General features: G+C 68.5%; 6 protein-coding genes. 3 read left to right on the top strand and 3 right to left on the bottom strand.

Annotated features, from left to right (window positions below):
- The first annotated feature begins 215 nt into the window (after window positions 1–215).
- The 3 genes from OH809_RS12670 to OH809_RS12660 all read left to right on the top strand — a co-directional run bounded on the left by OH809_RS12670 (window position 216) and on the right by OH809_RS12660 (window position 6031).
- Window positions 216–2645, top strand: a complete 2430-nt coding sequence (locus OH809_RS12670) for an ATP/GTP-binding protein (RefSeq protein WP_406422289.1) — start codon at window positions 216–218, stop codon at window positions 2643–2645.
- Between the two features lie 173 nt (window positions 2646–2818).
- Window positions 2819–4390 (top strand): PucR family transcriptional regulator, encoded by a 1572-nt coding sequence (locus OH809_RS12665; protein WP_406422290.1) that lies wholly within the window; start codon window positions 2819–2821, stop codon window positions 4388–4390.
- 195 nt (window positions 4391–4585) lie between these two features.
- The gene (locus tag OH809_RS12660; protein WP_037689742.1) at window positions 4586–6031 is read left to right on the top strand and encodes an aldehyde dehydrogenase family protein; all 1446 of its coding nucleotides are present in this window, start codon (window positions 4586–4588) and stop codon (window positions 6029–6031) included.
- Between the two features lie 513 nt (window positions 6032–6544).
- On the opposite strand, the gene OH809_RS12655 is transcribed toward OH809_RS12660, so the two are convergent.
- From OH809_RS12655 to OH809_RS12645, 3 genes are all read right to left on the bottom strand, one after another.
- On the bottom strand, window positions 6545–7567 hold the full coding sequence (locus OH809_RS12655) for a hypothetical protein (protein WP_406422291.1): 1023 nt from the start codon (window positions 7565–7567) through the stop codon (window positions 6545–6547).
- A gap of 2134 nt (window positions 7568–9701) precedes the next feature.
- On the bottom strand, window positions 9702–10085 hold the full coding sequence (locus tag OH809_RS12650) for a DUF6233 domain-containing protein (RefSeq protein WP_406422292.1): 384 nt from the start codon (window positions 10083–10085) through the stop codon (window positions 9702–9704).
- 319 nt (window positions 10086–10404) lie between these two features.
- The gene (locus OH809_RS12645; RefSeq protein WP_406422293.1) at window positions 10405–14676 is read right to left on the bottom strand and encodes an FG-GAP-like repeat-containing protein; all 4272 of its coding nucleotides are present in this window, start codon (window positions 14674–14676) and stop codon (window positions 10405–10407) included.
- Between the last annotated feature and the right edge of the window lie 283 nt (window positions 14677–14959).

Genomic DNA, 14959 nt, shown 5'->3' with positions numbered 1-14959 from the left:
GGCCGGGGGTCCGGCATGTTCCGTTCGGGAGAAGTGGCGGTTCGCGGTTGTCCGTCACGGACATAGCGACCGGCATGGCCCTCGGCCCGGCAACAGGTGCGGGACATCCCGCTCGACAGCGTCTGACGGGGTGGTACGGGGCACTAGATTGAGGGGATCGGGCGCCCGCGCCCGGAGTTACCGGTCGGCGCTGGTCAGGGGACGAGGGACAGCACATGGACACCGAGGGCACGTACCACTCACGCGGCACCCGCTCCGGTCATTCGGTACCGCGCCCGGCCGGCCCACCACCGCCCGTGCTGCCGCCCATGCCGGGCCACGCACCGGTCTCCGGGCCCTCCCTCGGCGACTGGCTGCGCATCCCCAGGCCCATCGCGGAACCGGGCGTCTGGCGGTTCGGCCACACCTCCCGGCCCGCCCAGGAAGAGGAGCGCACGCCCGACCGCACCCTGCTCAGCGGAGCCGTGATCTCCCTGCTGGCCTCCATCCTCGTCTGGTCGCTCTGGCGCAACGGATACATCCCGTACTGGCGGGTCCCGCTGAAGCTCTTCACCCCCGACGGCTGGTGGGGACCGTTCGGCGATCAGCCGCTGACCCATGGGGCCGTGCGGGCACTCGACATATACCGCCTCCTGATCATCGGAGCCATCTTCTACGGGTTCGGCCGCTTGGGTAACTGGCGCGCCGCGTTCGAACGATGGGTCGGGGGCCGGGGACCCGCCGCCCGGGCCGGCGGCGCCGCGGTCGGCGCCCTGCTGGTCTGGATCCTCGTATGGAACGGGACCGTGCCGGGCATGGAGCTCACCTTCAGCTTCGCCGCACCGTGGCTGGGCACCGACCGCACCGTGACCACCGCGGTGACGTACACGCTGTACGCCCTGATCACCCTGGTGATCGTGTGGCCGTTCGCGAAGCTCGGACGATGGGCGGAACTGCGCCGCCGGACCTCCGGCGGCAACGGACCGCAGCACCCGCCGACGGCCCACGCCGCCACCACCGGGCGTGCGAACGACAACGTGCACGGCGGCACGGCCCAGGACACGGTCCGCGGCACCGAAGGCCGCACGGACGACGGCGCGGACGATCCGGCCGAGTGGCCCGACCTGCGCGCCGCCGGACAGAACCAGGTCGCCGCCAAGCTCTCCCAGGAGGCGCGGTCGGGCCGGATGAACGACGTCGACTACGCCCGTATCCGACGTGCCTGGACGTCCGTACGCGCCGACAGCAGCCGGCTCTCCGCCTTCACCGACACCGTGCTGCGCAACGGCGCCGCCGCCTGCACCCACCCCTCCGGCGCACGTGATCTCCCGGTCCGTGCCGCCCGGCACGATCTGCTGGTCGACCAGGTCAGACTCGGCACCGTCGACGACAGCGAACGCAACCCCTACGCACGCCGCGGCAACGGCATCGCCCTCGACCCCGGGCTGCTCGGCACGTCCCTGTTGGCGGTCGGGCCGCCGGGGGCGGGCAAGAGCCGCGCGCTGATCCGGCCGGTCGTCGAATCCCTCGCCCTCCAGGCGCTCGCCGGGCGCGCCGCCGTCGTCGCGGTGTGCGCCGCCGGAACCCAGCTCGGCGCCGACGCGGGCTTCGACGTCGTGGTCAAGCTCGGCGACCCGTCCTCCGTCCACGATCTCGACCTGTACGGAGGCACCACCGACCCCGACGAAGCCGCTGCCGTGCTGGCCGAGGGGCTTGTCGGTGATCTCCAGGAGGTGGACAGCCGACGCGCCGCCACTGCCCTCTCCCAGCTCCTCGGTCCCTACCGCGCCGCCCACGGCCGCTTCCCCTCCGTCCCGGAGCTGCGGGAACTGCTCGACGGCGTACCGGAGACGCTCTCCGCCCTGCGCGAGGCCCTCGACGCCACGGGCCGGCAGGACATGCACCGCGAACTGGACGCGCGCACCCGCCAGTCCGGCGCCCCCGGCGACGCCGGACCCGCGCTCGCCGACCGGGTCGCGCTCCTCGACCGGCCCGCGTTCGCCGATTTCTTCGACACCACCGGCAAGGCCCGCCCCTTCTCCCTGCGGGCCCTGGAACACCCACTGAGGGTCCGCATCGACCTGCCCGAACGCGGCCACGCCGAGGCGTCACGAATGCTGGCCCGCCTTGTCCTCGCCCAGTTCACAGCGAGCGCCGCCACCCGCACGGACCGCTCGCTCTTCGCCTGCCTCGTCCTCGACGACGCGACCCGCACCCTGACCCCCGACACCGTCCGCGGAATCCAGCGGCTGCGCTCCGCGCACGCCGGAGCCGTGTTCACGCTGCGCACCCTCGACGACGTCCCGGAGAACCTCCACACGGCGCTGCTCGGCGCCGCCGGCTGCCGGATGGCGTTCTCCGGGATCACCACCTGGGACGGCAAGAAGTTCGCCGAGGCGTGGGGCACGGAATGGGTCGAGACGAGGGATATCACCCAGCGCACGGTTTTCGCCGACCAGCCGATGACCCGGGCCATCCACGCCTTCCGCAAACTGGTCACCGGGAAGGCCGTGACCACGGACGCGGTGACCGTACGCCAGGTCGAACGCGAACGCTGGTCCGCCTCCGAACTGGCCCATCGCGTTCCGGCCGGACACGCGGTGCTGTCCCTCACGACTGTACGAGGGGACCACGCGCCGCCCCTGCTGGTGAACCTGAACGGCTGAACCGTGTCCGTGCGGCCTCGACGTGCGGATTGGGTCCTCCGCAGCGGGTCCGGGGGGCGGGACTGTGCCGTACCTCTGGGAGCGGTTACGGCGGACCCTGCCGCCCTGGCAGAATCGGGAGGAGCCGTTCGTACGGGACGGCAAAATCGACTCCTGAAGGTCCCGCGGTCTCCATGCCCCCCACTCTCGCCTCGCTCGTCCAGCACTCGGCGCTCAAACTCACGGTGCGTGCGGGGGCGGACCGGCTCGACCAGCCCGTGCGCTGGGCGCATGCCAGCGAGCTCGCCGACCCCGTCCCTTACATGGAGGGTGGAGAACTCCTTCTCGTCACCGCCACCAACCTCGACGCGGAGAACCCCGAAGCGATGCGACGGTACGTGCGACGGCTGGCCGGCGCCGGAGTCGTCGGGCTGGGCTTCGCCGTGGGCGTCAACTACGACGACGTACCCCAGCCGCTGATCGACGCCGGGGAGGAGGCCGGGCTGCCGATCCTGGAAGTGCCGCGCCGCACCCCGTTCCTCGCCATCGCCAAGGCTGTTTCGTCGGAGATCGCCGCCGACCAGTACCGGGCGGTGACAGCGGGGTTCGAGGCCCAGCGGGATCTGACCAAGGCCGCACTCGCGGGGGACGGACCCGCCGAACTCCTCGCCCGGCTCGCCGCGCAGGTCGACGGCTGGGCCGCGCTGTACGACGCCTCCGGTGCCGTCGTGGCCGCCGCCCCCGACTGGGCCGCCCGGCGTGCCGCCCGGCTCACCCCCGATGTGGAGCGCCTGCGAGAGCGCCCTGCTCCGGCGAGCGTGGTCGTCGGCGACACCGACGACCGGGTCGAGCTCCAGAGCCTGGGCACCGGCCGCAGGGCCCGGGGCGCCCTGGCCGTGGGCACCGGTTCGGCTCTCGGCACCGCCGAGCGGTACGCCGTGCACTCGGCCGTCGCCCTGCTGACACTCACCACCGCCCGCTCGCGCTCCCTCCAGGGCGCTGAGCAGCGGCTCGGCGCGGCGGTGCTGCGGATGCTCCTGGCCGGCCAGCCGGACCACGCGCGGGCCGTCGCCGGGGATCTGTACGGAGGGCTGCTCGATGCTCCTTTCCGGCTGCTGATCGCGGAGGCGACCGAGCCGTCGACACCGGCGCTGCTCGGTGAGGCGATGGAGACGGCGGCCTCCCGGGCCGGCGAGACGCTGTTGACGGTTCCCGAGGGCGAGCGGCTCGTGGTCCTCGCCGCGGACGGTGGTGCGGCTGTCGCCGCGTGCATGGCATATGCGGGGGCACAGGACGAGCGGACGCCACGCGACCAGAAGACGCCCGAGGAGGGGGAAGTGGTGGTCGGGCTGTCCGCACCGGCGGGTCCGATCGCCGTCTCCGCCGCATACAAGCAGGCCGAACAGGCACTCTCGGTCGCCCGCCGCCGGGGCAGGGCCCTCGTCGAGCACGAAGAGCTGGCGGCCGGCTCGGTTCTGCCACTGCTCGCGGACGACGCGGTGCGGGCCTTCGCGGACGGCATGCTCCGCGCCCTGTACGAGCACGACGCGAAGGGGCGCGGCGACCTGGTCGCCTCGCTGCGCGCCTGGCTCTCCCACCACGGTCAGTGGGATGCGGCCGCAGCCGACCTGGGCGTGCACCGCCACACCCTGCGCTACCGGATGCGGCGTGTGGAGGAGATCCTCGGCCGCTCCCTGGACGACCCGGATGTCCGGATGGAACTGTGGCTGGCACTGAAGGTCACCAGCTCCCCGTCGGCGCCGTGAAACGGAGCCCGGCCGGCGCCTGAGGACGCCCCGCGCGCGGGGCGGTTGCGGCAAACCGTTCTGACGGGCGCGGTCATCCGACAAACCGGCGCATGCCTGCCGCCCTTCGCTCCATGGCGGACAAGCGCCAGGCCGACGGCCCGGCCCTACGGTGGGGGGCAAGACACCCCACGACTCCGAAGGGCCGGAACCTCCATGACTTCCACCCACGCCTTCTGGCTCGCCGGCCGCCAGGCCACCGGCGAGGACAGCTTCGACGTCACCAACCCCTGGGACGGCCGTCTCGTCGGTACGGTCAGCGTGCCGACCGACGCGCAGATCGAGGAGGCCGTTGCCGCCGCGCACGCCGTGCGCGAGGAGTTCGCCGCGACGCCCGCCCACGTCCGCGCCGCCGCCCTCGACCACGTCGTACGGCGTCTCGTGGAGCGCACCGAGGAGATCGCCCAGCTGATCTCCGCCGAGAACGGCAAGCCCATCAAGTGGGCGCGCGGCGAGGTCGGCCGCGCCGTCTCCGTGTTCCGGTTCGCCTCCGAGGAGGCCCGTCGCTTCAACGGCGGCGACGCCCAGCGCCTCGACACCGACGCCGGTGGCACGGGCCGTCTCGGGCTGACCCGGCGCTTCCCGCGCGGCACGGTCCTCGGTATCGCGCCCTTCAACTTCCCGCTGAACCTGAGCGCCCACAAGGTCGCCCCAGCCATTGCCGTCGGCGCCCCGATCATCCTGAAGCCCGCCCCGGCCACCCCGATCTCGTCGCTGATCCTCGGCGAGCTGCTGGCCGAGACCGACCTCCCGGCCGGTTCGTGGTCCGTGCTCACGGTGCCCAACGACCGTATGCCCGCCCTCGTCCAGGACGAGCGCCTGCCCGTGATCTCCTTCACGGGTTCCGGCCCGGTCGGCTACTCCATCCTGGAGTCGGTGCCGCGCAAGCACTGCACCCTGGAGCTGGGCGGCAACGGTGCGGCGGTCGTCCTCGGCGACTACGCCTCCGACGAGGACCTGGACTGGGCCGCGAGCCGGATCGCGACCTTCTCCAACTACCAGGGCGGCCAGTCCTGCATCTCGGTGCAGCGCGTCATCGCGGACGCCTCGGTCTACGACCGGCTCGTCCCGAAGATCGTCGCGGCCGTCGAGGCCCAGGTCACCGGCGACCCGTCCGACGCTGCCACCGACGTCGGCCCGCTCGTCAGCGAGGACGCCGCCAAGCGCGTCGAGTCCTGGGTGGACGAGGCTGTGCAGGCAGGCGCCCAGCTGCTCACCGGAGGCAAGCGGGACGGTGCCACCTACGCGCCGACCGTGCTTGCGGAACTCCCGGACGGCGTCAAGCTCTCCTGCGAGGAGGTCTTCGGACCGGTCCTGTCCGTACAGAAGGTGGACGGCGAGGCCGAGGCCTTCGCCTCGGTCAACTCCTCGAAGTACGGCCTGCAGGCAGGTGTGTTCACCCACGACCTGCAGACCGCGTTCCGTGCGCACCGGGCCCTTGAGGTCGGTGGCGTGATCATCGGCGACGTCCCGTCCTACCGCGCGGACCAGATGCCGTACGGCGGAGCCAAGCAGTCCGGCGTCGGCCGTGAGGGTGTTCGCTACGCGATGGACGACTACACCTACGAGCGCGTGCTGGTTCTCACCGGCCTCGCCCTGTAGCCCGTAAGCAGGATCGAACCGATCCACCGGAGCCGCCTGTAATCCGCCTGGACAGCACGACAGCAGGCGGCAGACGAACGGCCGGAGCCCACTGTGCGGGGGCTCCGGCCGTTCCTGCGTATCCGCACTCTGATCTGCAAGTATCGCTAGATCTTGGCTAGTTCAAACGGGTGGCTGGGAAAACGGTGGGAAAACGGAGCTAGTCTCCCGCCATGGCGAGCATCGTTCCGCGTAGGAACCAGGCCGGGGAGATCCACAGCTACCAGGTGCGGTGGAAGGACGGCGGCACACGGTCCGATAGGTGACAGTCCGAGCGCTTCGACGACGAGGACTCGGCCAAGGTCTTCAAGGATGCCGCGTTGACGAGGCCGGGCAGCACTGGCCCCCGGTTGGGTGAAGGGCAAGGGCTACATCGACCCGACGGCTGCGGACGAGCTGTGCCACCGCCCGGGTTGATACTGCAACCGCATGTGGCGTGGCGGTTGGCGTCGCACTCTGCGAGCGGCCGCCGTGTCAGTGGCAGCCCATGGTGGTGGCAACCTTGTTCAGGACAGCGCGCTTGATTGCCGCGTACTGGGCATCCGTACCCGAGGCGAATACGTGTACATACCTGCTCCTGCGGCCTTCGGCGCACACGAGAGCCGTGACGGCATCGCGGTCGTAGCGGAGGTCCTCACCCGTCAGCTTCAGGGGCCTGCCGGGCGACACCAGGACTTCGGCCCGTACGCCGGTCGGCGAGAACGCGTCCAGGGTCGCCTTGTCACGCAGGACAACCGCCGCGAAGAGCCCCAGGTCGAGCTCGTCCTCGCCGTCTTCGAGTACCGAGCACCTGCTGACCGGGGCGTCACCGAAAGCGCCGAGCTGGGACACCTCCCCGCCGGCCCACCTCCGTACGGTCTTGGCGTCTGCCACGCCGCAGGGCGACTCTCCTCGGGAAAGACGTACCGGCTTCAGCGCGGGCCAGTCGAAGCTCTTGGGCATGGGGAAGGGCTTGCCTCCGCACTTGGCGATCTGGGCATTGCCGACGGCGAGCAGGGTCCTGGCAGCGAGGTCCGCAGTGGCGCGCAGGTCCGCCTCCGCGCCGGGGACGTTGACGTTCACCAGCTTGCTCCGGCACTGCGGCAGATGGAGCCAGCCGTCCACGCGGTCGCCGTTCGCTTTTATCATCCCGGGCAGGTCGTGGGGCAGTGAGAACCTGCCGAGGCTCCACCACAGATGCGACTTGAGAGGTGTCTTCATCACGGTGGCGCTGAGCCGCCAGTCGCCCCTCTGCACCGTGCACTCCGGGTCGCCCCAACCGTCTTTGTCCTCCGTGACTTTCCAGGATCCGTCGCCCGACGGGGCCGCCTTCGTCAGGAGCGACCGGTCGATGGAGCCCCAGCACGCGCGGTCCGGCAGACCGCTCCAGGGCCACTTGTCGCCCACCGTGGCCCAGACAGCGACAAGCAGCGCGGCCGTTCCCAGTGCGACAGCTGCCCAGAGCCGCTTGATGCGTAGGACGCTGCTGCCAGTCTTCCCTGGTTCGAATTCCCCCATGGCTGCTGAACCTAAGGCTTGATCCGTTGACACAGCAACCGCGTCCGAGGCCGCACGCCCAGATGCGGTTGCAGTATGAGGACTTGTCCGGCCGATCATGTTGGAGGTTGGTCGGGGCGGTCAGGCATCATGCCCCGGTGGCAGGCATCAAGAGCCGGGCTCCCCGTCGCGCCGCGCGCACGGCCGGGAGCCCGGCGGCACCGCTCGTGGTCCGGCTCCTCGTCCATCAGCCGGCGGATGCAGTTGTTGATCCGGGCGGCGGCAGGGCGCAGCAGGCCGTGAGGCCGGGAGCGGGCAGGCATGGCTCCACGGTAGGGGCGGGGTCCGACACCGGGCAGAACCGTGCCCCCCGCCAGCCCTGTACGGGCCGACGTTACCGAGGTTGGTAACCGGGGTGATCAGTAACTTCAGGGCCGAGAACAGCATTCTGCGCAGCATGGCCTGCCACACGTTCAGGTTTGAGTGAGTCCTGGTTCTATAAGCGCCGCAACCACAGTCCCGCGAACGGGCCGTGAGCCGCAAGTAGTTGACGGACGCGGTGGAGGCGGAGTTCGCCAGGTCCGGCGGCACCCAATGGCCGCGGAAGCGACATTGTGACCATGCCTCACACTGCCAGAGGCACGATTACCTCTAATCGCCCCTGGCAGCCTGGTAAGGGCCAGCGTGCAACTTCCAGGACTGCACAGATAGAGGTTTAAGGGGCGACCTCGGGGCCCCGGTTCATCAAATGGCTCAGCTTGCCGGGCATTCGAGTGAGGCGCAGGCTTGGGGTACGGGAGGAACCGTCCCATGGGCGTCAAGACCTTGGCGCATCAGTCCAGTAAGGGCAAGCAGAACGCCGCAGATTCACAGGATGAGGGTCACCATCATGAGCAGAGCCTCAAGACGACACGTCCCCGGCTGTATAGGCGCAACGGCCTTGGTTTCGGCTCTTGCCTTTTCGACGGCCGCTCCTATCGCCGGAGCGGAAGAGCAGGCCCCAATAGCTGCCACATCACAGACCGCTGCAACAAAGGGGTCCGTTGGCAAGGCTCAGCAAAAGACCGAGCCGACCGCCATAAAGTGCTACCGCAACCACCGCCAGGTGCCTTGCCCCTACTACAGGCAGTCCAACGCCTTGAGGTATCCGGCCAAGGTCACGTATCCGGCCAATGTTACGAGTCCGGTCCGGGTCACGGCGCCGACTCAGGTCACGGCGCCGACTCAGGTCACGGCGCCGACTCAGGTCACGGCGCCGACTCAGGTCACGGCGCCGACTCAGGTCACGGCGCCGACTCAGGTCACGGCGCCGACTCAGGTCACGGCGCCGACTCAGGTCACGGCGCCGACTCAGGTCACGGCGCCGACTCAGGTCACGGCGCCGACTCAGGTCACGGCGCCGACTCAGGTCACGGCGCCGACTCAGGTCACGGCGCCGACTCAGGTCACGGCGCCGACTCAGGTCACGGCGCCGACTCAGGTCACGGCGCCGACTCAGGTCACGGCGCCGACTCAGGTCACGGCCCCGACTCAGGTCACGGCCCCGACTCAGGTCACGGCCCCGACTCAGGTCACGGCCCCGACTCAGGTCACGGCCCCGACCCAGGCCACGGCCCCGGAGCAGGTTACGGCCCCGACTCAGGTTACGGCGCCGGAGCAGGTCACGGCGCCGGAGCAGGTCACGGCGCCGGAGCAGGTCACGGCGCCGGAGCAGGTCACGGCCCCGGAGCAGGTCACGGCCCCGGAGCAGGACCAGGGCCAGAGCGCGGACCAGGGCCAGAGCGCGGACCAGGGCCAGAGCGCGGACCAGGGCCAGAGCGCGGACCAGGGCCAGAGCGCGGACCAGGGCCAGAGCGCGGACCAGGGCCAGAGCGCGGACCAGGGCCAGAGCGCGGACCAGGGCTAGCCTAGTCAGGACTCCTCGCCCGGGTGCAGGACGGCCTTCTTCGCCTCGCCCGGGTGGGCCCAGCCCTCTGCGGTGTACGGGGCGCCCAGCGCCTGCTCCTTCGCCTCCGCAGAAGCTCGCGCCAGTCTGATCAGGTCATCACTCGGTTTTTGCCACGGTGCGGATCCTAAGCCTGGACGCGGAGCGTCGCACCGGCAGAGCTCGTCATGGCGCGTGTCTTCGCCCCCGCCGTCCCCCGTTGGCGGGGGCTCACTCTTGCCTGCCGAGCACAGTGTCCGGCCGGCACACCTCGCAGGCCGGGGTCCCTTCGGCCCGAGCGGCAGCGGCCTCCTCCCGACTGACTGCTCGCAGCTGTCTCCCCGCCCAGCAGTCGCCGTGGTGGACCTCGGCCCGTGAGACGCCGATGCCGGTGTCGGTGATGCCCCAGTCCGGGGTGTGCGGGCGTGGGCGCTGCTCCTCGCTCGGCCGTTCCGTGGGCTGCCGCTTTCCCTGCCCGCGCTGCTCCCCGCCTCGCTGCTTCCCACGCTCCCGCTGCTCGACTTCGCCGATCCGCTGGCGTACCCGGGCCAGCAGCATGACGAGGAACGTCTCCAGAGTGCGGAGGCGTGGCAGGTCAGGAGGTAGGTCGTACATGCGTTCGAGTCTACGCGGTGGGAATGTGTAGCGCGCTTGACATTGCCCCTGGGGGATGCCGAGCCACGTCCTAAATTTAGGAGGTGGGCCCGCAGGAGGCGGCATCTGCTCAGCCCGGTGCAGCCCGCCGATCTCTGCCCCGTCCTCCACGACAATCACTCCTTTCCCTCCGTGATCCAGAACCAGGATTCAAGCGACGCCGAGGCAAGGCCGAGATCGAGGAATCCCTGCCCTCTTCCCGGGCGTTCAACTGCGAACGGCCCGTCCTGGTGATATCAGGACGGGCCGCAGCGTGGGTTCAGTCAGGACCCAGTTGGTGTCAGTTCTGCTGCTCCAGGAAGTAGGCGCGCTCGCGGACCCAGCTCCCGGTTGGAGAGGTCCAGCTGCCTACCGCCGGGTTGAGCTTGCCATCGGCCTTTGTCGTCCAGGTGAACATCCGCTCGCTGTCGTCGTCGTAACCGTAGAAGGCGCCGAAGTCGTCGCGGCCGTCCCCGTTGAAGTCGCCCGTGACGATCTTCATATGTTCCCGCCACATGTTCCCGGCGGGCGTGCTCCACGCCTCGTACGTGGTGGTGAAGGTGCCGTTGGCATTGCTCGGGAAAGTCCTGATGGCGTCATGGCCGTCCACATAGTCGTACCAAGCGGCCACGTCATCGCGCCCGTCACCGTTGAAGTCACCCGCGTGGAGCGTGGTACGGGCCCAGTCGCCCCACGTGGTGGAGCTCCAAGAGGAAACGGGAACGAACTTGCCGTCGGCGGTGGAGCTGAATGTCCAGAGTTTCTCGCTGCCGTCCGCGTATCCGTAGAACGAGACGAGGTCGTCGCGGCCGTCACCGTTGAAGTCACCAGTAACGGTCTTCGCCCGCGACTGCTCCCAGCTGTTGACCGATGTCCAGTAGCTGACCGGACTGTTGAAGCCGCCCTTCACTGTGCTGGTAAAGGTCCAGATGGTGTCGTGCTTGTCGGCGTAGTCGTACCAGACGGCTATGTCGTCGCGCCCGTCACCGTTGAAGTCCCCGCTGTAGGGAGTCATCCGGTCGAAGGTCCAGCTGCCCGGGGCGACGTTCCAGGACTTGAAGGGTGCGTTGAAGGTGCCGTCGCCCTTGCCTGTCCAGGTGAACAGGGCGACCGCGCCCGTGTCGTACCCGTACACGGCGGCGACATCGCCGATGCCGTCGCCGTTGTAGTCGCCGGTGAGCCGCTTCATGTGCTCGGCCCAAAAGCTGTCCGGGTCCACGGTCCACGCCGTCTTGGGCGCCTGGAAGGTGCCGTCGGAGTTGGTTGCGAAGGTGTGGATCGCGTCGTGGCCGTCGGCGTAGTCGTACCAGTCGGCCATGTCGCTGCGGCCGTCGCTGTTGTAGTCGTGGCGGATGGCTGTGCCGCTGCTCCACTGGGACTGGCCCTTGGCGTTGTGGATGGCCAGGTTTCCGCGGTCCTGGAGGACGGCGTAGCCTTCGGCGCCGGTGGTCTTGGAGTCCCACAGCACAGTGGTGCCGTCGGCCTTGTAGACCACGAGGTTGCCCTTGGCCTGCATGACCGCTTTTGCGCCGATGTTTCCGGCGGTGTTCGTCGACCACAGGCGGGTTCCGGCGTTGGAGGTGATCTCCAGGTCGCCGTCGGTCTTCATGGTGAGTTTGGCAGAGCGTGAGGTGTAGGACTGTCCGCCCGCGAGCGTGGTCCCGGCGGGGATGCGGGTTCCGCCGACGGCACCGTCGATCGGGAACGCGGTGCCGAAGGAGAATACGGAGCTGGTGTCCTTGCCGGGCCAGCCGGTCATGGTGTTGTCGATCTTGCGGCCCCAGAGGTCAGGCACACCGTCACCAGTGACGTCGCCGACCGAACCCACCGTCGGGTAGGCGTTGGCCTTGAATCCGGAGCCGATCTTCACGCGGTCTGCGCTGCTGCCCCAGGTGGTCGGGTCGAGGTAGCCGTTGACGCCCTTCTTGCCGTAGGCGCGCCAGATGTCGCCGGTGGTGGTGTCGCGCATCCACAGATCTGCGATCTTGTCGCCGTTGAGGTCGCCGGGTGCGATCACGGTGAACTCGTCCCAGTCGCCGCTGCCGACGAGTACCGGTTCGCGGACGTCGAGTGTGTAGGACGCGCGGTTGCCGTAGTAGGCCCAGAGGTGTTTGCCCTGTTTGGCCAGGAGATCGGGTTGCGTGTCGCCGTTGATGTCGCCGGTCGCGATGATCTGTTCGGCGTTGTACCAGTGGTCGTCACCAGTCCATTTGTCGTCGCCGATGCAGCCGAGCTCTTCGTCCACGACCGGGCAGGAGACAGTCAATTCGGTGTAGTCGTCACCGATCACGCCGCTGCCGTTGTTGGGGTAGGTCCACAGCTTCTTCTTCTTGTCGACGGAGTCGTACTCAAGGCCGACCAAGTCGTTGTAGCCGTCCTGGCCCCAGTCGCCGCGCGAGTCCACGCTGGCATCGGCGAAGGACCGGCCGCCGTTAGTGGCCGCGGCGAAGTCGCCGTTGCCCTGGCCGGCGTAGGTGAGCAAGGTCCCGTTGGAGTCGATGCTCCAGATATCGCTGTTTGCGTCTCCGTTGAGGTCGGTCGGCCCGTCGCGATCCTGGGAGCGGCCTGCGTAGTAGAGGTAAGTGGCAGTGTCGGACCGATTGCCGGCTTTGTCGACGCTGTAGGCATAGACAAAGTGTGGGCCGTAGCCGGGCGGGTGCACCGGAGCGGGAACGCCGGGTCGTGAGTCGTTGATGTCCGGTGCGTAGTCGGTCCACCAGACATAGTGGTCGACGTCCGTCACCCCGTTCGGGCCGAAGGTGAATGTGCCGGTCTCACGGGCCTTGCCGGTTACGGAGGGCCAGCCGTTGTCGCCAGGCGGGAACTTGTTGCCTTCGGAGGTGATCACCGGTGGTTTGCTGGGACGGGTACGGTCGATGGTGAATGCACAGGAAGCGGACCAGGGGGAGTAGGCGTTGTCCTGGTCCTTGGCGCGCGCCTTCCAGGTCCAGCTACCGGTCGGGAGATCGGCGTCCGGGACCACCCAGGTGGTGATCTTTCCCTTGGTGGCGGGCAGGGTCTGTGTGGCCGAGGCGGTATTGGTGCCCGACTTGAACAGTTGGAACTCGGCGGTGAGGTTGCCCGCGTCCTTGTCGTCGAACTTGGCGTAGAGGCTGACCCGCGTGTTGCCGATCAGGCCGCCGGTCTTGCAGTCGGTGCGGGGATTGGTGCCCAACGCCGTTGGTTTCTTGGGGGGGTTGTTGTACTTCGTCTCCAGGACGGCGGTCTTGGCGTCGAACTTCTTCCAGCCAAAGGTGTCGTTCTCGTTGCCTGCGTAGAGGCCCAGAGTGATGTTCGACCGGCCCTTGTCAGCCGCCTCACGGACCTTGGCCGTCGTGTTGAACTCAAGGTTGCCGGCCGCGCAGTCCTTGCTCCAGCCCTTCGCATCGTTGACGGTCGTCACCGGATCCTGGTCGAGCTTGGCCGGCTGATTGTTCCACGTGGTCTTCTTTGTGATGCCGCCGACGCGCCACAGTTCGACCGGGCGGCTCTGGCAGGACCACGACCAGGTGTTACGAATCCGGAAGGTCGACTCCTTGACCTGCGCCCCCTTCACATCACTGGTGTCCAACTGGAAGAAGGAGCGGGACAGGCCATCAGTCTCGTTCTCGTAGCCGACCCGGACGACCTCCTTGGTGTTCCAGTAGGAGGTGTTCGGGTACTTCTGGTAGACCCGCGTCCAGTTCTGCCTCTCTCCCCAGGCCCATGAGGGGTCGATGAACACCGGATACTTGGTGTCTTGGCCGGTCAGCAGGGCTTGGTCCGGCTTGATCTCCAGCGTGTCGCCGGTGACGCTCGTTGGCATCTGCGCGTCCTGCGCGCCTGGCGCCGGATCGAAGGAGTCGGCAGGGGAGCTGTCCGCTGCCACCGTCACAGCGCGAGCCGCAGGACTCACACCAGAGGTGATTGAGGTGGAGTCCCACATCAGTGGGGACGGGCTGGTGAAGACCGTCTGGCCAGCCGGGTTGACGGCGGCCACGGTTCCGGTGTCAGTGTCGGTCGATACGTCCAGACCCACGGTGCTGAGCTTGTACTTCAGCGTGGTCAGCTCGGGATTCTGCGCGGCTTGGGCAGTTTTGACGACCAGTAGCTGAGAGAAGCCTTCGATCTCGGCCTTGAGTTGGAGATCCACGCCAGGCAGCACCTCGGCGTACGTAGCGACGTTCTCGGCGAGCGTCGGCTTGGGCAGCGCTTTGGGCCAGGTCAACGAGAGCGACCGGCCGTCCTTGACGCCGGTGAGCAGCGGGCCACTGCCGCCACCCGAGAAGGTCACATCCACGCTGGATGCCTTGGGGATGACCGTGCCGTTCGTCGCGAAGACCAAGTTGGCATCGGTAGGGATCCACGCTCCGTCCCGCAGCAGCCGCACCGGCGTGTTGTAGCGCTTGACCGACCAGGTGCCGTCAGGCAAGGCCCAGGTGTCGGTCGACTCCGTTCGCACGGAGGTCAGCTCGTACGGCGCGCCGGTGGCCTTCGCCTGTTCGAGCGCGTACTCCTCCTCGCTCTTGGAACCGTCCGCAACAGGATCCGAGGCCGTTGCTGCCGAAGCAGTAGCGACGGCTGGCGAGGGCAATAAAGAAGCCCCGGAGGTGGTAATTCCGCTTATGAGGGCCACGGATATGACCCGGAAAATCCAGCGTCTTCGCGACTCGCGCCCGAATGGTCTCGCTTGTGGCATAGAAACCTCTCAATGTCCGATATCCGGGCGAGACTCTATCGATGATGCGAAGTTTTTCATACCCGTTCCCAGCTGCTGTTTTGTCGTGATCGTGACACTTGAGCCTGGTTTTTCCAAGGACCGTCTTTGGATTCCCGCTGTTACTTTGCGCCGACCACTTCTTTAGAACCCGTTGAAT

Source organism: Streptomyces sp. NBC_00873 (genome assembly GCF_045207415.1).
Taxonomy (GTDB): domain Bacteria; phylum Actinomycetota; class Actinomycetes; order Streptomycetales; family Streptomycetaceae; genus Streptomyces.
The sequence above is the reverse complement of the archived record's forward strand: the minus strand, read 5'-3'. Positions and strand labels throughout refer to the sequence as shown.

What these genes read in the sequence shown, in the direction of transcription:
- OH809_RS12670 (WP_406422289.1), top strand. Translation starts at nt 216, where the DNA reads ATGGACACCGAGGGCACGTACCACTCACGCGGCACCCGCTCCGGTCAT.
- OH809_RS12665 (WP_406422290.1), top strand. Translation starts at nt 2,819, where the DNA reads ATGCCCCCCACTCTCGCCTCGCTCGTCCAGCACTCGGCGCTCAAACTC.
- OH809_RS12660 (WP_037689742.1), top strand. Translation starts at nt 4,586, where the DNA reads ATGACTTCCACCCACGCCTTCTGGCTCGCCGGCCGCCAGGCCACCGGC.
- OH809_RS12655 (WP_406422291.1), bottom strand. Translation starts at nt 7,567, where the DNA reads ATGGGGGAATTCGAACCAGGGAAGACTGGCAGCAGCGTCCTACGCATC.
- OH809_RS12650 (WP_406422292.1), bottom strand. Translation starts at nt 10,085, where the DNA reads ATGTACGACCTACCTCCTGACCTGCCACGCCTCCGCACTCTGGAGACG.